18 protein-coding genes and 1 pseudogene are annotated in these 19,782 nt (G+C 58.0%); 12 read left to right on the top strand and 7 right to left on the bottom strand.

Annotation, left to right across the window (positions count from 1 at the left end):
* Nucleotides 1-26: 26 nt before the first annotated feature.
* Genes RGU70_RS10485 through RGU70_RS10475 form a run of 3 tightly spaced genes read right to left on the bottom strand, consistent with a single transcriptional unit; the run spans nt 27 to nt 2,757 of the window.
* Nucleotides 27-962: an AbiJ-NTD4 domain-containing protein gene (locus RGU70_RS10485; protein WP_322209338.1), complete on the bottom strand. Its 936-nt coding sequence runs from the start codon at nt 960-962 to the stop codon at nt 27-29.
* Nucleotides 962-2,038, bottom strand: a complete 1,077-nt coding sequence (locus tag RGU70_RS10480) for a nucleotidyl transferase AbiEii/AbiGii toxin family protein (RefSeq protein ID WP_322209337.1) — start codon at nt 2,036-2,038, stop codon at nt 962-964. The genes RGU70_RS10485 and RGU70_RS10480 overlap by 1 nt, the downstream gene beginning before the upstream one ends.
* Nucleotides 2,035-2,757 carry a DUF6088 family protein gene (locus RGU70_RS10475; protein WP_322209336.1) on the bottom strand — a complete coding sequence of 241 codons (723 nt, stop codon included), beginning with the start codon at nt 2,755-2,757 and terminating at the stop codon, nt 2,035-2,037. The genes RGU70_RS10480 and RGU70_RS10475 overlap by 4 nt, the downstream gene beginning before the upstream one ends.
* Before the next feature lie 593 nt (nt 2,758-3,350).
* Between RGU70_RS10475 and radC the strand changes: the two genes are divergently transcribed.
* The 12 genes from radC to RGU70_RS10415 all read left to right on the top strand — a co-directional run bounded on the left by radC (nt 3,351) and on the right by RGU70_RS10415 (nt 14,258).
* Nucleotides 3,351-3,857 carry a RadC family protein gene (radC, locus tag RGU70_RS10470; RefSeq protein ID WP_322209335.1) on the top strand — a complete coding sequence of 169 codons (507 nt, stop codon included), beginning with the start codon at nt 3,351-3,353 and terminating at the stop codon, nt 3,855-3,857.
* Between the two features lie 473 nt (nt 3,858-4,330).
* Nucleotides 4,331-6,325, top strand: a complete 1,995-nt coding sequence (locus RGU70_RS10465; RefSeq protein ID WP_322209334.1) for a ParB/RepB/Spo0J family partition protein — start codon at nt 4,331-4,333, stop codon at nt 6,323-6,325.
* A gap of 179 nt (nt 6,326-6,504) precedes the next feature.
* Nucleotides 6,505-6,678 carry a hypothetical protein gene (locus RGU70_RS10460; protein WP_322209333.1) on the top strand — a complete coding sequence of 58 codons (174 nt, stop codon included), beginning with the start codon at nt 6,505-6,507 and terminating at the stop codon, nt 6,676-6,678.
* Between the two features lie 313 nt (nt 6,679-6,991).
* Complete coding sequence (locus tag RGU70_RS10455; RefSeq protein WP_322209332.1) at nt 6,992-7,297, top strand: DUF736 domain-containing protein; 306 nt, start codon at nt 6,992-6,994, stop codon at nt 7,295-7,297.
* 447 nt (nt 7,298-7,744) lie between these two features.
* The gene (locus RGU70_RS10450; protein WP_322209331.1) at nt 7,745-8,491 is read left to right on the top strand and encodes a DUF2285 domain-containing protein; all 747 of its coding nucleotides are present in this window, start codon (nt 7,745-7,747) and stop codon (nt 8,489-8,491) included.
* Nucleotides 8,492-8,625: 134 nt separating this feature from the next.
* The gene (locus RGU70_RS10445; RefSeq protein WP_322209330.1) at nt 8,626-8,919 is read left to right on the top strand and encodes a helix-turn-helix domain-containing protein; all 294 of its coding nucleotides are present in this window, start codon (nt 8,626-8,628) and stop codon (nt 8,917-8,919) included.
* 22 nt (nt 8,920-8,941) lie between these two features.
* Nucleotides 8,942-9,832 (top strand): replication initiator protein A, encoded by an 891-nt coding sequence (locus RGU70_RS10440; RefSeq protein ID WP_322209329.1) that lies wholly within the window; start codon nt 8,942-8,944, stop codon nt 9,830-9,832.
* A gap of 205 nt (nt 9,833-10,037) precedes the next feature.
* Nucleotides 10,038-10,676, top strand: coding sequence for a ParA family partition ATPase (gene parA / locus RGU70_RS10435; RefSeq protein ID WP_322209328.1), 639 nt, complete (start codon nt 10,038-10,040; stop codon nt 10,674-10,676).
* A complete protein-coding gene (locus RGU70_RS10430; RefSeq protein ID WP_322125610.1) occupies nt 10,673-10,918 on the top strand; it encodes a chromosome partitioning protein ParB in 246 nt (81 codons plus the stop codon). The genes parA and RGU70_RS10430 overlap by 4 nt, the downstream gene beginning before the upstream one ends.
* On the top strand, nt 10,915-11,448 hold the full coding sequence (locus RGU70_RS10425; protein WP_322209327.1) for a DUF2840 domain-containing protein: 534 nt from the start codon (nt 10,915-10,917) through the stop codon (nt 11,446-11,448). The genes RGU70_RS10430 and RGU70_RS10425 overlap by 4 nt, the downstream gene beginning before the upstream one ends.
* Nucleotides 11,445-11,954 (top strand): S26 family signal peptidase, encoded by a 510-nt coding sequence (locus tag RGU70_RS10420; protein WP_322209326.1) that lies wholly within the window; start codon nt 11,445-11,447, stop codon nt 11,952-11,954. Before RGU70_RS10425 ends, RGU70_RS10420 begins: the two co-directional genes overlap by 4 nt.
* 336 nt (nt 11,955-12,290) lie before the next feature.
* Nucleotides 12,291-14,258 carry a DUF3363 domain-containing protein gene (locus tag RGU70_RS10415; protein ID WP_322209325.1) on the top strand — a complete coding sequence of 656 codons (1,968 nt, stop codon included), beginning with the start codon at nt 12,291-12,293 and terminating at the stop codon, nt 14,256-14,258.
* Between the two features lie 52 nt (nt 14,259-14,310).
* On the opposite strand, the gene RGU70_RS10410 is transcribed toward RGU70_RS10415, so the two are convergent.
* The 4 genes and pseudogenes from RGU70_RS10410 to RGU70_RS10395 all read right to left on the bottom strand — a co-directional run.
* Nucleotides 14,311-17,412 (bottom strand): type I restriction endonuclease subunit R, encoded by a 3,102-nt coding sequence (locus RGU70_RS10410; RefSeq protein ID WP_322209324.1) that lies wholly within the window; start codon nt 17,410-17,412, stop codon nt 14,311-14,313.
* Nucleotides 17,405-18,631 carry an anticodon nuclease gene (locus RGU70_RS10405; RefSeq protein WP_322209323.1) on the bottom strand — a complete coding sequence of 409 codons (1,227 nt, stop codon included), beginning with the start codon at nt 18,629-18,631 and terminating at the stop codon, nt 17,405-17,407. The genes RGU70_RS10410 and RGU70_RS10405 overlap by 8 nt, the downstream gene beginning before the upstream one ends.
* A gap of 1 nt (nt 18,632) precedes the next feature.
* A complete protein-coding gene (locus RGU70_RS10400) occupies nt 18,633-19,169 on the bottom strand; it encodes a restriction endonuclease subunit S (protein WP_322210768.1) in 537 nt (178 codons plus the stop codon).
* Between the two features lie 210 nt (nt 19,170-19,379).
* Nucleotides 19,380-19,760 (bottom strand): annotated as a pseudogene (locus RGU70_RS10395) (restriction endonuclease subunit S); the annotation flags it as partial.
* Nucleotides 19,761-19,782 lie beyond the last annotated feature (22 nt).

Genomic DNA, 19,782 nt, shown 5'->3' with positions numbered 1-19,782 from the left:
TCCTACACGTTCTTACTTGTTTTGTTTTATGTGCGTGACATGAGCGACCGTGGATCGCCCTGCTTTCTCAGTATCAGCTGGATCATCGCGAACAGGCGATGAAAGAGATAATCGATATGGTCCACATCGATTATCGGCACCTGGTTGACCTCGGAGTGACGGATCAAATGGCTGTTGCCGATGGAGTTCAACTCCAGCGCCTCCGCATCCAGTCTTGCCCGCAACGATGGCTCCGAAGCTGTGGCGTCCAGGATGATCTTGATCGACCTTTTCTTGTCGCTTGGGTCTGCAAGGGACTTGAGCCGTTCCCATGCGTCCCACAAACGCTCCAGCGCTTCTCGGCGAACCAGGGGGTTGCGGTCTGAAAACTTCGCCCGACATTCCTCCAGCATATTGTCGAGCGTGCGGTCTCCGGTGTTGAAAACCGTTCGCCGCAGATCATCACCCAACACCAACGGGAGTACGCGCACAAGACGACCTGTCGAGAGCATTTCGAAGGCCACGCCATTGCGTGCAAAGATGCGGTTGACGGTAGCGCGCAACTCCTCCTGCCCGACTTGTTGATCGAAACTCAGATGGTGGTGACTGAAGAAGTCGTGGTACTTGCCGGGATTCGGCTTCGCCACCGAAGCGTAGACGAACTCAATAAAGTCCAGGATGAGCAACGTGTTCGGCGCGAACGGCTGGCGCTGCAAGAAAAAGCCATCCTCCACCTCGCTCGTGGTTTCAAGCGGCCAAGCCAACTCTGGCATTTCCGCAATCACGGCTGCCGCCAACGAATCGGGATCGCTTCCGCAAATAGCTTGCCCATCCGGGCAACGCGCGGGAAACTGCAAACCGAAGGCAGCGCTGTTGATTAACGCCTGCACCGTTCCCACTAGGCCCGCCCAGACAGTGGGCGAAATCATCTGCTCGGTACGAGCACGTGGGCCGTTCTCTCGGTCGCTGAAATAGTCCACCATTAGCGCGGCTCCTCTTGCGTAAGCGGCGCGACTGGTGCGGCGCCGTTGACCATCTGCTCGAATCTCTCGGCGCTGGCGAGTACCGCATCAAGCTGCACAGTTTCACCGAAAATCATTCCCGACATGGCCGCATAGTCCCTGATGATTGCATCCCGCATCGCCGGACTGGGCGTCAGCGTGAATGTGCCGGGGATTGCAGTATCGAGCCCTAGATCGGCGCTACCGAAGAACAGCCGCGCATGGTGCGCGCAATCGATCGCCAGCGCATGGTCGGCCTGCCATTCGTGTGCCGACACGGCCTGCATTAGCTGATGTACGTCGTAGTAATGGCGCGAAACGCGCTGTCCACCATGGCGTAGTTCGCCGCGACGGTCGTACCATTGGCGCAGACCGTGCAGGATGATGACCTTGTCCCAGAAGGTGCGCTCGGGCTTCACGGTCGTGACGTTGGCCACGGTCAGGTTCAGGTCGGATAGGTCCTGCGCCACGTAGGGCGTGACCGTGGCTGCGACGTGCGGGTCCAGTGCCGACTTTGCGCCGGCCTCAATCTTGACCGCAGAGCGGATGTAGTCGCCGGTGGTGGCCGTAACAGCGGGATACCAGAACAGTAACGTCTGGCCATCCTTATCCTCGGGGTCGGGCTCCAGCCGGAAACGGGCATCTGGAATGATAGAGGTGGCGAGCTGGGTGAACTGCTCCGTCAATGGTCCAGCAATGTAGCTTTGGCAAGCGTTGCGGATGGCTTCGAGACGTGCGCGACGCTTCTTTCCGCTCAGAGCATTCAACTCAGCCACATCGGCTGACTGTCCCAGATCGTCGCGAAAGACGGTGATGTCGATGTCCTCGGAAAATCGCGAGATCAGGCCGAAGGCTTTGGACAGGGAGGTGCCGCCCTTGAACAGCAGGCGAGGACCGCCAGCGTCTAATCCGTTGAACAGTACATCAAGCGTCCAGCAAACCCAGAAGTCTTTTTCGACATTCTGGACTGCGGTACCCAATCGAGCGGCAGTTCCGAGAAACAGATCGCGCCGCTCAGCATCGCTCGCGACAATCACTTCGTGGAAAGACGGGTTCAATCGGTGACCTCTAGATGTTTGGCCGAACGGCGACGGGTCGTTGGCGATTTTGTGCCTTTATGCGGTGGCGATGTCTTGGCCGCTACTAGCTGCTGATCATCGCCGGGCAGTTCACGAACCAGGCTTTGCATCCACGCTGGTAGCGCGCTAAAGCCATCGATCAGATCTTGGCGGATCGCTGCACCGTGGGTGGGGTCTGCCAACACTTGAGTCAATCGGCGCAGAATACGGTCGCGATCAGAAACCAAGGTGTCTTTCAGCCAATGCAGTGCTTGCACAACGCGCATGGCCGGACGCCCTGCCCAGTAGAGACGGCTGGGCGCGGTTTGCTTGAAGTCTATGGTTAGCTTGTCGAGCTGGATGGCGCGGCGGCGAGCATCGGTATGGATGGTGACGCGGGCCGGCACGGCATCGGTCAGACCGAGATCGTTGGCGGCGGTCATCCCGTCTACCAGCAAGCGCAACTGGTCGCGACGGGCGATGGCCCCCACCACGGCGCGGTAATCTGGCGTGGTCGGGCGCTTCGTTAATTTGTTAAGCGTCGGTTTGTCATATAGACCACGGTCGATACGGCGCAGATCACCGGCCTGCACCATACGCTGCAAGGCTTTGTCGATGGCATCGCGATTGCCAAGTTGAGCAAAATCAGTCGGCACCCAGACTTGGCCTGGGTCGCCAGCCTTGATTTGCGCAGCGATGATGGATTTGAGATCAGACATAATTTTATCCTGTCCGATCTTTGTACATGTTTTTCGGACCGGAAGCAAGCATTTTGTCCGAAAAATGTAGTTTTATTTCGGACAGCCGTATTAATGGCAGGATGGCGTTTCAGCACTTGTTCCGCATCCGCCGCACAGAGCGAAGGCAGTCCCGCATACGTCTCGCACCGAATTAGGATTATGCGACTTTGATCATGGCCCTGCCCGCTCCGCCTGCCCTGGCAGTCAAGCATGGTGGAGGTACTACCCTGCGGAAACGTAAATATTGATATTTGCTTTCACGCGTCCCGGCGTTGCCGCCGTCGAGCTCGCGGGCGTTGCCCCGCGCCTCGTGCCGAGTCACGGCCATTCGGCATTGATCCCTGACGCCTCCGGCCCTTTGGGCCTGCGCGCGCTGCTTGCCGTAAAGGCGGTGGAGTGTGTGGGGTGGTCTTGCTGTTCCCTTCAATGTACCACGCCGTTCTCGCCGTCAAGGGCTGCGCGTGCCCTGCACGCTGGCGTCCATGCGGCCGTCTACGACCCCTGACTGCTTGCGCTGCGGCGTGTTCCTTCGGTTCCAGGCAATTCCGCCCGATTCGGACTGGAGCACGATCATGTCGCAACTTACTCATTCTCTCGATTCTTCCCTTCTCGTTCGCGATGTCACGGGCGACTACCGTCCTGCCAACGCCGACGAGGTGTTGCAGGCGGCGCAGCGCGTACTCGCAGGACAAATGCGCGACTGCGAAGTCCTGAACTCGCCGCAGGTGGTGCGCGACTTCCTGCGGGTGAAGCTGGGAGCGCTGGAGCACGAGGTGTTCGCCGTCATCCATCTGGATGCACAGAACCGTGTCATCGAATACGTCGAGATGTTTCGCGGCACGGTGAGCCAGACATCGGTGTATCCGCGCGAGGTGGTCAAGGAGTCCCTGGCCAGAAACAGCGCTGCGTTATTGCTGGTGCATAACCATCCGAGCGGTTCAACCCAACCGTCGCGCGCCGACGAGACGCTCACGCAGGCGCTGAAGTCGGCACTGGCGCTGGTGGACGTGCGCGTGCTGGATCACCTGATCGTCGCAGGTGGCGACATCCTGAGTTTTGCCGAACGCGGCTTGTTGTAACCCGAGGGGGTATTGCCCCCCTTTTTTTTTGCGTCCTTGACGTGCAGAACGGCTGCGCGCGGCGTTGGTTTCAGCGCAGCCCCTGGCCCATCGGCCGCTGTTCGTCTTTCCCCAAGTTCATCGCTTTCTCCCGCGACCGTAGCCCGCAGTGCCTGGCAGTCAAGGCGCGCAGGGCCGAGTCCTCGCTGCACTGCGGGCCGCACCAACCCTGCGCTTCTTCCTTGACGGCCATGCCCTCGCAGGCCCGGTTTTTCGCGGGCGATGAACTCAGGAAAGACGGCGGCAAACAGGGACCGGCCCAGGTCTCTGCGCCGAACCAACCAAAGCCACAACGGGCTCCGAATCTTGGAATCCGGTCAGCTTTGAAAACCACAGGAGGCAGCGCATGCAGACATCGACACCGTGAAATCGACAACGAATTTTTCTTCATCCATTTTGTTTTCAACGTCCCGCGAGGGATAGGAGCTCTCACCATGAACACCATCACCCATCAAGAATCCCAAGCACTGCACGCGGCAGTTTTTACCCCAGCCGCCGCTACCATTGCGGCATACGACCTGCTGTTGATTCCGCTGTCGCAGTTGCGGCCTTCAAGCCGCAACGTGCGCAAGAGCGGCGGCGCGTCGATTCCCGAGCTTGCATCGAGCATTGCCCGCGTCGGTCTGCTGCAAAATCTCACTGTCACCGCATCGAGCGATGGTGAGCATTACGAAGTCGTCGCAGGCAAGCGGCGTCTGGCAGCATTGAAGCTGCTGGCGAAGCGGCGCAAGCTTGCCAAGACCCATGAAGTGCCTTGCCTGTTGGTGCCGGATGCATCCGCACGCACCGTGAGCCTGACCGAGAACGTGCAGCGTGAGGCCATGCACCCCGGCGAGCAGTTCGAGGCGTTCGCCGCATTGGTGGCCGAAGGTCGGCCTGTCGAAGATATTGCCGCTGATTTTGGTGTGACACCGCTTGTGGTGCAGCGCCGTTTGAAGTTGGCGAATGTGTCGCCGCGCCTGCTGGCCGACTATCGCGCCGACACTGTCACGCTCGACCAGTTGATGGCGCTCGCCATCACGGACGACCACAGCGCACAGGAGGCGGCGTTCTATGACGCACCGCAGTGGCAGCGTAGCGCGCAGGCGCTGCGCGAACACCTGACCGAACGCGAGATCGACGCCACGCGCGATGCGCTGGCGCGATTCGTCGGCATCGACGCTTACGAGGCCGCAGGCGGTGGTGTTCGGCGCGACCTGTTCTCGGACGACACACGCGGCGTGTTCCTCTCCGATGCCGCATTGCTGGATACCTTGGCGCGAAACAAACTTGCAGCCGCTGCGGACAGTGCCCGTGCGGAGGGTTGGGCATGGGTCGAAACGGTGCCGCGCATCACATCGGCAGAACTGCACAGCTTCCAGCGTGCCCGCCGTGAGCGGCGCACGCCAAACAAGAGCGAGGCCAAGCGCATCGCCAAGCTGCAATCGCGGCAGCAGGCCATCGACGACAAGCTGAATGCCGACGATGCCGAGGACATCGCGGAGGAAGAAGCCTCGCCCCTCTATGAGGAAAGCGACAAACTTGGTGCGGAACTCGACATCATCGAGCAATCGCTGTTGGTGTTTGCACCCGAGGTGCTGACAATAGCCGGGGCTATCGTGGCCGTCGATCACACTGGCGAAATCGTCATCCATCGCGGCCTGTTGCGTGAGGCCGAGGCCAAAGCACTACGGGCGCAGGAACGGCAGGGCATGCAGGCTGGCGATGATAGCGAAGGCGAGGCGCAGCAACCGACCACGCCGAACATTTCCGAGAAGCTGGCACGGCGCTTGAGCGCACATCGCACGGCAGCGCTGCAAGCGGAAGTCGCCCGCCATCCGCAAGTGGCGCTGGTGGCCGTGGTGCATCGCCTCGCGTTGCGCGTGGTGGTCGATGGCTACCGTTCGGACGATTCGCCGATCAACATCAGCGCTTCGCCGCAGGATGGACTTGATACGTTCGCGCCAGACGTGGCGCAGTCGCTCGCCCTGATCGGCATGCGGGAAGTGCGGCAGGCGTGGGCAGCACGGCTACCCAGTGACCCGGACGCACTGTTCGCGGAACTGCTGGCGTTGCCACAGCAGGAACTGCTATCGTTGCTGGCGGTGTGCGTAGCTACGACGGTGGGCGCGGTCACGCCACGCGAAGACACATTGCCTGCATCCGCACTGGCGCAGGCGGTAGGCCTTGACATGCACTCGTGGTGGACACCGACCGCCGAAGGCTACTTCGCCCATGTGTCGAAAGCCAAGGCCATCGAGGCGGTGCAGGTGTTCGCGCCGGAGCATGCGGCGCGGCTCGCCAAGCTCAAGAAGAACGATCTGGCCAGCGAAGCGGAACGGCTGGCGGTCGGCACGGGCTGGCTGCCGGTGATGTTGCGGGCAGCGGTACAGGAGGCACCAGCAGAAACGCTCCCGGATGCTGAGACGGACGAGTCTGTAAGTGAATAAGTAAGCGAATAAGCAAGATACCCCGTCGAGTTTCCGCCGGGGCATTTTTTGCGCGTCGCGCGCGGCAAGTATGCCGCGCGCGTTTTAACAGCCGACAACCCCAACCAATTCCCAAAAACGCGCCCCGCCGCACAGGCGGGACGCCGGAGTGCGACAGCTTTGCTGCGCGCGCTTGTGCAATGACGCCCCCCCCCAACGCTGCCGGGCAGCGTCGCCAGAAACGACGGCGGCTCACCGACAGGCCGTCCACCATGACCAGAACCATCCACACCGCAATCGATCAAGCCCGCGCCAATGCGCGAGGAGCGTTCACCCTTGGTGATTCGGAAATGACCTTGATGATGAATGGGTGAGTTTCGACGCAGCGTCTGTGCTGAAATGCCGGAGCCATGCTGCCTTCCGGTGAGGATCGCACCCAACGGCGGCCTTGACTTGTCGTGAATCCTGGCGCGGCAGCGGCTGCGCCTCGGGCTTCATGGCCGCAACCGTCCGGCGCAACGATTTTCCCCGGCACGGTATGCCTTCCTCGCGCAACAAAATCGCAGCGACTCCCGGTCCTCCACTGCGTTGCGGCCGCTATGCGGTGCAGCCCGCCCGTACCGCGCCCTTTGGATCACCGACAAGGCCGCGATGGGCGCGACCTTGATTCACCAAAAGGAAATCATCATGGCAAACATCGGCATCTTTACCGCACAGAACGACAGCTTCATCGGCACGGTCCGCACCCTGACGCTCAACGTCAAGGTCAAATTCGTTCCCAACACCAAGGAGAGCGACAACGCCCCCGACTACCGCATCGTCGCCGGCAACTTCGAGATCGGCGCGGCGTGGAAGAAAGTCAGCAAGGCGGAGCGGCCCTACCTGTCGGCAACCCTGGATGACCCGTCGTTTCCGGCGACCATCTATGCCCGCCTGGTCGAAGGCGAGGACGGCGCGCACAACCTGATCTGGTCGCGCAGCAAGGGCGACTGATACTCACCCTTGATGCCCCGTCCAACAGCGGGGCGTTTTTGCGTTCTGCCGCCGCAGCCTGTGACCTCAATGCGGGGCCTACTCGTTTCATGCGCTTCATACCGATTGGCGGAGTACGGCGTTGCGTGGAAGCGCGCGTCCGTCTCCGTATTTGAGCACCAAGCCGCTTCTACGGATTGTCGGTTCTGTTGTTTCACGGAGATGCGTAAAAACGGTTTTAGGGGTTGTCAAGACTTGGATAACGACACATCCCAAGGTTTACAAATCCTTGTGCATCGGCGTGGATGACATTCATTTGCCGGCGCAGGCTGAGGATCGCACTCCCCTTCCTTGTTTTCATCAACTAAAAACCTTGTTGACTCACCCCGGTCAAAAACTGACATGGTTTTGCGCCCCACATCCCCCTATGGCTATTAGCTTCCTTTTTTTTCGAGAGGAATTTACAACATGGCGGATTCGAATACCGTTCACTGGCACCCTAGTGCTGCCTACCTGTATGTCCTGCATCTGGACGGGCCCGGGCTGGCTTGGGAATACCTGCGGCGCAACCCGGAATACCGGCGCGCCTGGCAACGTCACCGACGCCATCCGCAGCACGATGCGCTGCGCTGGGGCTTGCGCCTGCTGGAAGATCCCGCTCTCAATGCCCGCGATGCTTACCCCGATTGGTTCCCTGATCCAGCCTCGGTCGTCCAGGTCACGCCGGATGCCAATCCTCCGGCCGATGCATTACCGTTTCGGCTCTGGCGCGTCCCCGGTCGCAAACACCTGATGCATGACGGCAAGCGTCTGGTGTTGAGCACTCAGCTCGTCAATCGCATGCTGCGCATGGCGATCTCTCCCGCACTGGAAGATGGCATGGCTTACGCCTATGCCGTGCGTGCGGGTTGCAAGCTCATTGAGCGTTGGCGCACCATCGAAGCCGAGCTAGCCTTGCTTGATGTCGCTACGGTTCACCTCACTGCCATCACCACCGGCCGACCGGGCCGCGCGTCAATGCTCCACATGCGCACCCTGCAGGCGCTCGACGGCACGCTGGCCGGCGCTTCGCAGCGCGGCGTGGCCGAAGTGTTGTTCGGCATCGCCGCCGTTACGGAGCGCTGGTACGACGACGGCGATCTGCGCGCCCAGGTCCGCCGCATGATCCGGCGCGGGCAAACGCTCATGGATGGTGGATACCACCGCCTACTCTAATTCGGCAAGGCCGTACAGGGACGTTCGCGCGGCGGCGCAAAACGTCCCTGCACAACACGCCTGACTTTCCGGAGACTGCTTCCATCCGGCGGCGATTGCTTCGTCGGCGATCTTGACCGATGGAGGCACATGCCATGAGACCCGAACCGCTACCGCCGCAACACCTACCCGCAGCCACACCCACCGCCGCCCCGCAGACGGCGCGTTACCTGACCAACAACGAAGCCGCCGAATTCCTGCGGCTGTCGCCGCGCACGCTGGAAAAGCAGCGCGTCATCGGCGGCGGGCCGCGCTTTCGCAAATTCGGCCGGCGCGTAATGTACGCCGTCATCGACATCGAAGCCTGGGCCGATGCACGCAGCTTTGAGATGACGTCCGATCCCGAATACGCCGAACAACACACCGCGCGCCGTCCCGGCGCGCGGTGATCGGCGATGGACACCGTTACCAATGGCCATCGGGCACCTCAGTCACGATCCGCAGCGCGAACAACTCGAACTGTTCCATGCCTTCTCCGGCGCGCTGCCGGCACGCGATGCGCAAGATTTGATGGCCTATCCGTTTTTTTCCTTGGCCAAGAACAAGCGCACGGCGCCGATCGACTTCCGCACCAACAGCGTGACCGTGCGGGTCGAAGGCACGGCCGAGCATGGCCTGGCGACGATATGGGATGCCGACATCCTGATCTGGGCCGCCAGCCAGATCGTCGAGGCGCGCGATGCGGGGTTGCGTTCGTCGCGGCTCATGGCCGCCACACCCTACGAGATTCTGCGCTTTATCGGTCGCGGCACGTCGCTGCGCGACTACCAGCGCCTCAAGGCTGCGCTGGACCGCTTGCAGTCCACCAGCGTAGCCACATCAATTCGCCAAGCCAATGCCCGGCGCCTGCACCGCTTCTCGTGGATCAACGAATGGAAGGAACGTGCGGACGGCCAAGGCCGGCCGCTGGGCATCGAGCTGATCCTGCCGGACTGGTTCTATGCCGGGGTGTTCGAGGAAAGCCTGGTGCTGACGATCGACGCCAACTACTTCCGCCTGACCGGCGGTATCGAGCGCTGGCTGTATCGACTGGTGCGCAAGCACGGTGGTTGGCAGCGCGAAGGCTGGCGTTTCGACTTCCCGCACCTGCACCGCAAGTCCGGCAGCATGGCGCGCTTTACCGACTTCGCCTACGACCTGCGTTGCATCGTGGCGCGGCAACCCTTGCCCGGTTACACGCTCGCCGTCCTGCGGCCCAGGCATGGGCCGGAGGTGCTGACCTTCCGCGCCGTGCCGTCCACGGCACCGCTGCGCCCCGGTGGCAGCTTCAATGCCGGTGCAAAGCCTGTGGACAAACGGTGAATACGCTCGTGCTATCGGGAGTGGGAATCCTCGTGCTATCAGGCGCAGTGCTGTCGTGCTATCAGGAGTGCGAACGCGTCGAAAAGCCTTTCGCAGCAATGGTTTGCGCGTTTCCTAACTTAGGTTCTAACTTTGAATCTATAAAACTAACGATAAGAAGCCCCCGCGCGCTGTGGACAAGTCGGCGGGCAGGAGGCCGCACATCATGATCATTGCACTGTTGAACCAGAAAGGCGGGGTCGGCAAGACAACCCTCGCCACGCACATCGCCGGTGAGCTGGCAACGCAAGGCAGCTCAGTAATCCTGATCGATGCCGATCCCCAAGGTTCGGCACTCGATTGGACACAGCGCCGTAGCCAGAACAATCTGCCCAGGTTGTTCGGTGCAGTCGGTCTGGCAAGAGAAACACTGCATCAGGAGGCGTCAGAACTCGCCAAGCGCTGCGATCACATCGTGATCGATGGCCCGCCCCGGATCGCCGCCCTCGCGCGCTCCGCGCTGCTCGCGGCGGACCTGGTGCTGATTCCCGTGCAACCCAGTCCCTACGACGTGTGGGCCAGCGCCGAGATGGTGTCGCTGATCCGCGAGGCGCAGGTGTTTCGGCCGGCGCTGCGCGCGGCCTTCGTCATCAACCGGCGTGTCAGCACCACGGTGATCGGGCGCGAGGCACGCGGTGCGCTCGCCGATCAACCGCTGCCCTCGCTGTTGTCGGAGGTTCGGCAACGCATCGTATTCGCCGACAGCGTGGCCGCTGGCCGACTTGCCCGTGAACTTGACGCAGACAGCATCGCTGCACGCGAGATCGTAGCGCTCACCGATGAAGTATTGAGGATGGCGCGATGAAAAACAGCAAACGGGTTGCCATTGGTGCGCGTCCGCCTGCCGACCCGCATGCCGATGCATGGGTGCGCCAAGGCGACGGTGCGGACATCGGCAAAGCCGACCTCTACACCGCCAGACTGACCATCGACGTGACGCCGGCGCTGCGCGCCCGCATCAAGGTTGACGCCTTCACACGGGGCATCACGGTGGCCGAGATGCTGCGCGGTCTGTTGGAACATGAATTCCCGGAGAAGCAATCATGAGTGCAATATTAAAGGCGGCCAGCAACGCACCACCCATACCAAGTCCCGTGTTTTCAAACGTCACGAATAGCACGCCGCTGACGCGCGTGTCGCTGGCGTTCGTCGAACGTCGGATCAACCTCTATCTGCGCTTCGGCCATCCAGTTCGTGAGCTGCGCCTAGACCGCTGGCGGCGCTGCGCGCTGTTCCTGCCTGCCGCATTGTTCTGCCGCGTGCGCTGGGCGTCCAACGACTACGGCACGACGCGCTGGCAGCTCCTGGTGCTGCAAACCTGCACGCCACTCGATGCGGTGCAGCGCATCGCTGGCATCCAACCTGGTGCGCGCCTGTTGCTGCACGCCGAAGGCGAACAGCAAGTGCAGTCAGTTCTGCCGCAGATCGACGCCATCGAAACGCTCGGCATCGATCCGGTTACCGTGTCGCCCGCGTACTGGCGCACGTTGGGCAACCGGCTGTCTGCGCGGCTACCACTACCGGCTTATACGGTCGAACGGCATGCGGCTTACCTCGCGGGCGAGGTGCTGCGATGAACACCCGTCGCGTTGTGGTCGCGCTATTCGCTGGCCTCGGCATCGCTGCGCTTGCCTTGCCGTCGCTGCACACATCACTGGCGCGCATCGTCTACAACCCCAGCGACAGCGTACCGCCTGGCTGGTATCGCATCGACCCGCCTGAATCGCTGCACATCGGCAGCATCGTGCTCGTTCGGCTTCCGGCAGACGCCGCCGCGCTGGCTGCGCAGCGTGGCTACCTGCCTGAGCACGTTCCGCTGCTCAAACGCATCGGCGCGATGTCACCGCAGCAGGTGTGCATTGAGAAGCACATCGTTCGCATCGACGGCATACCGGTGGCTGGCGTCCATGCAACAGATGGCCGTGGCCGTCCACTGTCGGCATGGCAGCAATGTCGGCGGCTTCACGATGGCGAGTTGTTCCTGCTCAGTGCAACCAATCCGGCATCGTTTGACAGCCGGTACTTCGGTCCCGTGGCTGTCTCCGCCGTGATCGGCAGCGCGCAACCTTTATGGACGTGGTGAACATGGGACAGGCCATGAACGTGCAGCGCTGCATACCGCTCTTCGTGCAATCTCGCTGCACATCGTTTGCACCACGGCCTGCGGCTGCGGTGCTTCACCCGTGCAGACAATCGCAGCCAGACCGTCGGGGCCGGTCGCGTCAGCGATCGGGTAAGGCGGAGGGCAAGATAAAAGGGGCGGCACGTACCGTGTCGCAATGGCAGTCTGCACGTGGGTTTGGCACGGCACGGCGGCTTGCAGCCAGCGTGCCGTTGTGGAGCGCAAAGCCGGACGGGCTCAAGGTTTCCCGTGTGCCGTCTTCGATGCGGTACGCCACCCTACGATGGAGCTTGTGTCATGGCCTCGCGTGACGACGACCGTTTGCGCATCAAGCCGGGCGCACCTAAGCGCTCGGATGGATCGCAAAGCGGCCAGCGCGCGCAGCGCTTTGTGTCGAAAGTCCTGAAGCAGGTCTCGAAGGCCGGTGGGAAGTCCTCGGGCGGGCGCGGAGCGCGTCCCGCATCGACCTTTGGACGGGGCCGCGTGGCTTCAGGCATGGCGGGCCGCACGCTTGGAGCAGACGCGCGGCGCGTGATCATCAAGTCTCGTTTTGTGGTGCTGAAGAAGGTTGGCGCCAATTCCGTATCGACGCACTTGCGCTACATCGAACGCGACGGCGTGACGCGCGATGGCGAGCGAGGCCAGGCCTACGGCGCCGAGACCGACACGGCTGACCTCAAGGCCTTCGAGGAACGCGGCAAAGGCGACCGCCATCAGTTCCGTTTCATCGTCTCGGTGGAGGATGCGGGGGAGCTGGAAGACCTGCGCGGTTACACGCGCGAGTTCATGCAGCGCATGACCACCGACCTGGAAACCAAACTGGACTGGGTGGCTGTCGATCACTGGGATACGGACAATCCGCACACGCACATCGTGCTGCGCGGGCACGCCGGGATTGGTCGAAGGAATGGTCAAGACATGGGTCAAGACCTGGTGATTGCACCGGACTATATGGCGCACGGCATGCGCATGCGCGCCAGCGAACTGGCGACCGAATGGCTGGGGCCGCGCACCGAATTGGATATCCGGCAGGGGCAGCTACGGGAAGTCGAGCAGGAGCGGCTGACGAGCCTGGACCGGACGCTGTTGCGGCAGGTCAGCGCGGATATCGTGGACCTGACCCAGCAGCCCAACGACCGGCAGTACCAAACCGTGCTGCGCGCCCGGTTGCAGCGGCTGGAGGCGATGGAGCTCGCCGGGCGAATCGACGCGAACCACTGGCGTCTATCGCCGAGCATGCAACAAACATTGACCACCATGGGCGAGCGTGGCGACATCCTGCGCACGATGCATAAGGCCTTGCGGGGCGAGCAGCGGGAGCTGGTACTGGAAACTGCGCCGGCAACACCAGTATTGGGCCGCATCGCCGCCAAGGGTCTGGCCGACGAACTCAATGACCGGGGCTATCTGGTGGTGGATGGCATCGACGGCCGCGCGCACTATGTCCGCCTGCCGGTTGGCGCGGACCTGGCCGCGCTGCCAGTGGGTGGCATAGTGGAAGTGAAGCCTGCCGAACGGGAACGAGCGGTAGACCGCAACATCGCCGGAATCGCGCGTGAAGGTCTCTACCGCAGCGCTGACCATCTTGTGCAGCTTCGACAGGAAGGTGCCGCAGATCCGCAAACTGCGGTCGATGCCCACGTGCGCCGACTCGAAGCGCTGCGCCGCTCTGGAGCCGTGGAGCGCATGACCGACGGCGTTTGGCGCATACCGCCTGACTTCTTGTCACGCACGCAAGCGCACGATGCGCAGCGGGCCGCAGGGGGCACTATTGAATTGCGTTCGCACCTGTCGATCGAACAGCAAGTAGGCGCCCAAGGCGCAACATGGTTGGACCATCAAATGGTGGGCGATGCGAAAGAACTGTCGCCACGCGGCTTCGGCGTCCAGGTGCGTGATGCGTTGCAAGGCCGAGTCAATTTCCTCGTCGAGCAGGGCTTGGCCGAGCGGCGCGGCTCGCGTGTGGTTTTAGCGCGCAACTTGCTATCCAGCTTGCGCAACCAAGAATTGGCTGCTGCGGGCAAAGTGATCCAGCAGGAGACCGGGCTGGCCCACCGCCCGCTGCGCGATGGCGAGCGCGCAAACGGCATCTACCGTCGCTCAGTCCAGCTCGCCAGCGGTCGCTTCGCGATGCTGGACGACGGCATGGGTTTCAGCCTGGTGCCATGGCGGCCGGTGGTGGAACAGCGGCTTGGGCAACAAGTGGCTGCTGTTGTCCGAGGGTCATCGGTCACCTGGGATATGGGGCGGCGACTTGGCCGGTAGGCGCAAGGCCACTATGAAATGGCGGCCACCATTGCTCGCACCTCATGCGCGCCTAGACCTGCCCACCCACACCTTTGAACTTCTCAACGAAAGCAGCGATTTTCTGGAACACGCTTTGCTTTTTGGTCAGGTATTGCGGATTCAGCGGGCTCATCTTGGGCAGAACGGTATTGAGTTCAGTGCCATTGTCGCTGGCGAACTCACGTTTTAGCGAGGTGGCGATGTAGCGTCTGGCCGCCTCTGCATTCAGGTTCTCGGCGTTAATCAACTCTTGTGCCTCACGCTGTTGTTCCGCTTGGGCAAAAGTGAAGAAGGCGTCTATCACACTGGCCTTATCGTCAATCTGGTCCAGGTCGGTCTGGTTAATAAAATCGACCAGCAGGCTTTCTTTGGCGCGGTTGCCCAGGCTCGCGCGAATCACCCGGCGTACGTCTTCAACCAGTGAGGTTTTGTCCTTGACCTTTTTACTATTCTCAAAAATCAATTCCAGAATATAGTCCAGGTTGATCTCTTGTGACTTCAGCAGATCTACCTCAAAGACCACGTCATCCCAATCGATAGTGGATTTTTCTTTTTCAGTGGAAGATTTTTCCCGACGCAGCCAATCGCGAACATCGTTGTAGGTTGAACGGTAGTCCTGAATTTTCCGTTCAGCCGGTATCTTGATCGCTTGCAGCGCAGCCAGATCCTCATCGCTTAAATAATGCTTAGCCTTGAACTCCTCAACTACCACAGGGTCATTTATGTCGACGTTTTGCAAGGCCTTCAGGCTGGCAAATTCATCGTAGTTTTGCAGCACGTTCTCAACGCGCAAATACTCGCCAAACAATTTCGCGAAGGCCTTTTTGTCGGACTCTTTTTCAATGGCTGCAGGGTCAGGAAAGCGCTGTTCCAACTCCCTCACAACTTCCACAAAGCCACGCCGAGCCTCACCGGTAACCACATCGGTAAAGCCTTCCATGAATTCCTTGTAGCTCTTCTCCAGCACGACGTTTTTGGTGTTTTTATCGCCAAACAAGGTGATGGCATCGATGGTCGCCTGTTCCAAATCGCGGAAGGTAACGATATTGCCGAAGGTTTTAGTGGCATCGTAAATACGGTTGGTGCGCGAATAGGCCTGCATCAAACCGTGGTAGCGCAAGTTTTTATCAACAAACAAGGTGTTCAGCGTGGGGGCGTCAAAGCCGGTCAGGAACATGCCCACCACAATCAGCAGGTCGATTTCCTTAGTCTTAACTTGCTTGGCAAGATCGCGGTAATAGTTTTGAAAACCATTGCTATCCACGCTGAAGTTGGTTTTGAACAGCGCGTTATAGTCAGCGATGGCCGCGCTTAAAAACTCTTTGGCACTGCTATTCATTGCCGAAACATCAAAGCTTTCATCAAGAATATCGCCTACGGCATCCTGTTCTTCATTGGCCGTGAACGAGAAGATGGTGGCGACTTTCAGTGGCTTATCACTGCCTTTTTGCAAATCCTTGAACGACTCGTAATACAGCTTGGCTGCATCCACGCTGCTCACGGCAAACATGGCATTAAAACCCTTGGCACCCGCTTGCAAGCGATGGGTTTTTTGCCGGAAGTTATTCAAGATGTACTGTGATATTTCCCGAATACGGTCGGGGTGCAACAAGGCTTGCTTATTTTCCGCCGCGCTGAGTTTTTTCTCGTCCTGTTCGCTTTCAATGGCTTTGAAGTGCGGGCGAACATCGTTGTAGTCCACCTTGAACTTGAGCACCTTCTCATCACGAATCGCGTCGGTGATCACGTACGAATGCAGTTCACGACCAAACACGCTGGCGGTCGTTTCTGCGCCTAGAGCATTTTGCGGGAAGATCGGCGTGCCGGTAAAGCCGAACTGATAAAACTTCTTAAACTTCTTCTTCAGGTTTTTCTGTGCTTCACCAAACTGGCTGCGGTGGCACTCATCAAAAATAAACACTACCTGCTTGTTGTAGATGGGAAGGTCGCCTTCGCTCTTCATCAGGTTATTGAGCTTCTGGATAGTGGTAACGATGATCTTGTTGTCGTCTTTATCCAGATTACGTTTGAGGCCGGCGGTGCTGTCAGAACCGTTCACACTATCCGGCGAAAAGCGCTGGTATTCCTTCATGGTTTGATAATCCAGATCTTTACGATCCACCACGAAGAAAACCTTGTCGATGAAATCCAGTTCGGTGGCCAAACGCGCCGCCTTAAAACTGGTCAGGGTCTTGCCCGAGCCGGTGGTATGCCAGATAAAGCCACCGCCCTCAAGATTGCTCCAGTTCTTGGCTTGAAAGGCGCTGTTGATTTTCCACAAAATGCGCTCTGTGGCGGCAATCTGGTATGGGCGCATCACCAGCAAGGTATCACTCACATCAAACACCGAGTAATGCAGCAACACATTTAGCAGGGTATTTTTCTGGAAGAAGGTAGCGGCAAAGTCTTTCAGGTCTTTGATCAGGCCGTTATCGGCCTTCGCCCAGTTCATGGTGAAGTCGAAGCTATTTTTGTTGCGCGCCGTGGTGTTGGCAAAATAACGGCTGTCGGTGCCGTTGGAAATGACAAACATCTGCAAATATTTGAATAAAGAATGCCCGCTGTTAAAGCTCTCCTTGCTGTAACGATGCACCTGATTGAATGCTTCACGAATGGCTACGCCGCGCTTTTTAAGCTCCACCTGCACCAAGGGCAGGCCATTGACCAAGATCGTCACATCGTAGCGGTTGGCGTGGCTGCCGGTTTGCTCAAACTGCTTGATGACTTGCACCTTGTTGCGGGCAATGTTCTTTTTATCCAGCAGGTAGATGTTCTGAATATGGCCATCGTCAAACACAAAATCATGGATATAGTCATCATGGATTTTGCGCGTTTTATCGACGATGCTGTCGCTGGGCCTGTCCAACCACGCCTCCACGAAACGTAGCCACTCACCGTCGGCAAACTGCATGTTGTTCAATGCCTGCAACTGCTCGCGCACGTTGGACAGCAGCTTATCGGGCGCGTTTATACCGGGAGCATATTCGTAGCCCTGATTCTGCAAGTCCTGAATGAACTCCCGCTCCAGATCGCCTTCGCTCTGGTAACTTTCATTGCACTGCCATTCCTTGGCGTATTTATCGAGAACGATAAAGCTATTGGATTCAGCGATGGGTTTTGTGTAATCAACCATTTTGTTCTTCCTGATGCCAAAACCCATAGTTGCTTTTCAAGTGATCGAGCAATAATTTGACTGTCGCCTTCTCCGGTTGCGTTGGTTCCGCAACGGTTTCATTGGATAGCGTGCTATGGCTTGTAAAATTGATAATTCGGCTTAGATAGAGCTGTTTGTCATCAGGCAGAAGCTCCGACCACTTTGGATAGCCCAGAAAGCTGGCCGTTTTCTCGTAAAGATTCCGCAGCAGCGTGAAGTGATACTTTTCAATCTTGTTTTCCGCAATCGCCTGCTCAATGGTTCGCTTTAAATGCAGATGATAGGAAAAGCTCTTGTTGGAATCACCAGGTTTTTCGGTGAGGGCAAAGCTACCATCTTCAAATCTCTCCAGCATGTAGCAGGTTTTGCCGTTCAGCTCATTGAAGAGCACGTTATAAAACAGGGGGCTGTGCGTCGTAACGATAAATTTCAGAGAAGATTGACTGAGTTTGATCAAGCTCGCCAAATTGACTGCTAGCTCAATCAAATGGGTTTCATCCAGCGAACTGACTGGATCGTCGATAAAAACATATTCAAGCTGATCAAACTGGTTTGTTTCTCGCTCGCCTGGGTCGGCAACATTGAGGATCGTCACCACCTGATCCAGTAGCGTGTAAAAAATACTCCAGATAAAATTGTTTTCTTCCGCCTTGGAGATTTTAATATTTCCGGAGTGCTCATTGTCGCCACGCTCCAGCGAGAAAGTTACCTCCGAAAATGCTTTGACAGTGATCTCTTTGTCGTCTTCGCCTTTAACTTTATATTCTTCGTTGAATCGAGGCGTAAGTTTGTCGCTGGCGTAGCGTTGAAAGCTGGTAATGATGTTTCGATCTTGGCCCTGATCTTTCAGCACCCAGTCGGTAAACGAGTTGGGCTGGATTTTCAGCTTGTGCTCGGCGTCCAGCTCCAGATCGTTATCCCAGTAAAACAAATCTTCCGTGAGAGCGTTGTAATACAGTATTTTGTTACGCGACAATTCGGGTTGATGGGCTTCTTCATGGCCATCGGCTTTGGGCGCAATCAGCTTCTTAAACTCCCGCGAAAGGCGTGTCTTACCCGTGCCATTAAAGGCGTATATCAGCTGCACCTTTGGAACCGGCTTGGTTTCTTCAACCTCCTTGGTTTTTTCAGTTACATTTTTTTTGACCGTTCTTGGTGTTCTCAGTTGTTGAGCAATTTCCGTTAGCGTCTTGCTCATGTTATGCCGCCACTTCTTTTGGCTTCGGGAAGCTCAACAGCAAATCGCGGTAATGCTCATATTGCTTTTGGCGCAGCTCGATTTCGCGCGGCAAGCCTTCTCTGATCGAGTTAGTAATGGCGTCGAATTTGTCGAGGATGGCGACGATACGAGCCTGTTCCGCAATCGATTTTTCAGGATCGTTTGGATAGGGTATCGGCAATTTGAACTCTTTAACTTTGGAGTCAGAAATTGCGGGGTACGCGGAGCCACTTTGATTTTCTTCAACATAATTAAAAAATTCAGTTGAAGACAAATGAAAATAAATCCATTTTGGCAGCACTACATTGCTTTTTGCTCTCAGAACACAATAGCCCGTACTGGCGATCTCGCCAGAATATTCGTCACCAATCAAACTGAGTCGAAGTTGAGTTGGTCGAGTTGTGGCAAAAATAACATCATCTTTTTCAATTAATTTTTGTGCTCTGCTTGGCGCATTTTGCGCTGTAATTTCGATTGTTTCTACGATCGCATTGCTTTCACGACTTACTGAGGTCAAGTCAATATAACGATATGATCGGTTTGCCTCGCGCCAGCGAATATTACTTGTTGGTAAAGTAACCTCATCCAACGCCCTCCACTCAACGTCCCCTTCTTCAAAACTTAACAACTGGTCGCGATAGTGGTTGTATTGTTTTTTGCGGGCGGTTAGTTCGGCGGTCAGTTCGGCGGTCAGTTCGGCGAAGGCGTCAAGAATGCGGACGATTTCGGCTTGGATTTCAAGCGATTTTTCTGAGTTTTCCGGGCATGGGATGGGGATTGGGATTTTTTCAACTTGGTGACTCATAAGTTTAGGATTACCCATGCCTGAGTAAACATGCTTTTATGCTTCTATTGTGAGCCAATAAAACAAAAACTTGTAATTTAATTCTTTTTCATGGTTAATTTTAATTAATCCACAAACATTGGTAATAGAGAATTTGCCTGTCCGATAGAAAACGGTGCCTGCATTGGCTCCATCAGTTGTCCAGCTAATGAACTCTCCATCAAAGTCGAATGTCTTTATTTTTCCAATCTCACCATTATTTGCTGTTTGCGAGCTGTATACGGGATGGTCTCCAGCATTCTCCGCGAGATACTCTTTTGACATTACGCGACCGCGCCTTAGGTTC

The organism is Herbaspirillum sp. RTI4 (genome assembly GCF_034313965.1).
GTDB lineage: Bacteria > Pseudomonadota > Gammaproteobacteria > Burkholderiales > Burkholderiaceae_D > Herbaspirillum.
The sequence above is the reverse complement of the archived record's forward strand: the minus strand, read 5'-3'. Positions and strand labels throughout refer to the sequence as shown.

Excerpts from the sequence above, each read along its gene's own strand:
- RGU70_RS10485 (WP_322209338.1), bottom strand. The coding sequence starts at position 962 with ATGGTGGACTATTTCAGCGACCGAGAGAACGGCCCACGTGCTCGTACC.
- parA (WP_322209328.1), top strand. The coding sequence starts at position 10,038 with ATGATCATTGCACTGTTGAACCAGAAAGGCGGGGTCGGCAAGACAACC.
- RGU70_RS10410 (WP_322209324.1), bottom strand. The coding sequence starts at position 17,412 with ATGGTTGATTACACAAAACCCATCGCTGAATCCAATAGCTTTATCGTT.
- RGU70_RS10425 (WP_322209327.1), top strand. The coding sequence starts at position 10,915 with ATGAGTGCAATATTAAAGGCGGCCAGCAACGCACCACCCATACCAAGT.
- RGU70_RS10415 (WP_322209325.1), top strand. The coding sequence starts at position 12,291 with ATGGCCTCGCGTGACGACGACCGTTTGCGCATCAAGCCGGGCGCACCT.
- RGU70_RS10460 (WP_322209333.1), top strand. The coding sequence starts at position 6,505 with ATGACGCCCCCCCCCAACGCTGCCGGGCAGCGTCGCCAGAAACGACGG.
- radC (WP_322209335.1), top strand. The coding sequence starts at position 3,351 with ATGTCGCAACTTACTCATTCTCTCGATTCTTCCCTTCTCGTTCGCGAT.
- RGU70_RS10430 (WP_322125610.1), top strand. The coding sequence starts at position 10,673 with ATGAAAAACAGCAAACGGGTTGCCATTGGTGCGCGTCCGCCTGCCGAC.
- RGU70_RS10440 (WP_322209329.1), top strand. The coding sequence starts at position 8,942 with ATGGCCATCGGGCACCTCAGTCACGATCCGCAGCGCGAACAACTCGAA.
- RGU70_RS10465 (WP_322209334.1), top strand. The coding sequence starts at position 4,331 with ATGAACACCATCACCCATCAAGAATCCCAAGCACTGCACGCGGCAGTT.
- RGU70_RS10450 (WP_322209331.1), top strand. The coding sequence starts at position 7,745 with ATGGCGGATTCGAATACCGTTCACTGGCACCCTAGTGCTGCCTACCTG.
- RGU70_RS10445 (WP_322209330.1), top strand. The coding sequence starts at position 8,626 with ATGAGACCCGAACCGCTACCGCCGCAACACCTACCCGCAGCCACACCC.
- RGU70_RS10405 (WP_322209323.1), bottom strand. The coding sequence starts at position 18,631 with ATGAGCAAGACGCTAACGGAAATTGCTCAACAACTGAGAACACCAAGA.
- RGU70_RS10455 (WP_322209332.1), top strand. The coding sequence starts at position 6,992 with ATGGCAAACATCGGCATCTTTACCGCACAGAACGACAGCTTCATCGGC.
- RGU70_RS10475 (WP_322209336.1), bottom strand. The coding sequence starts at position 2,757 with ATGTCTGATCTCAAATCCATCATCGCTGCGCAAATCAAGGCTGGCGAC.
- RGU70_RS10420 (WP_322209326.1), top strand. The coding sequence starts at position 11,445 with ATGAACACCCGTCGCGTTGTGGTCGCGCTATTCGCTGGCCTCGGCATC.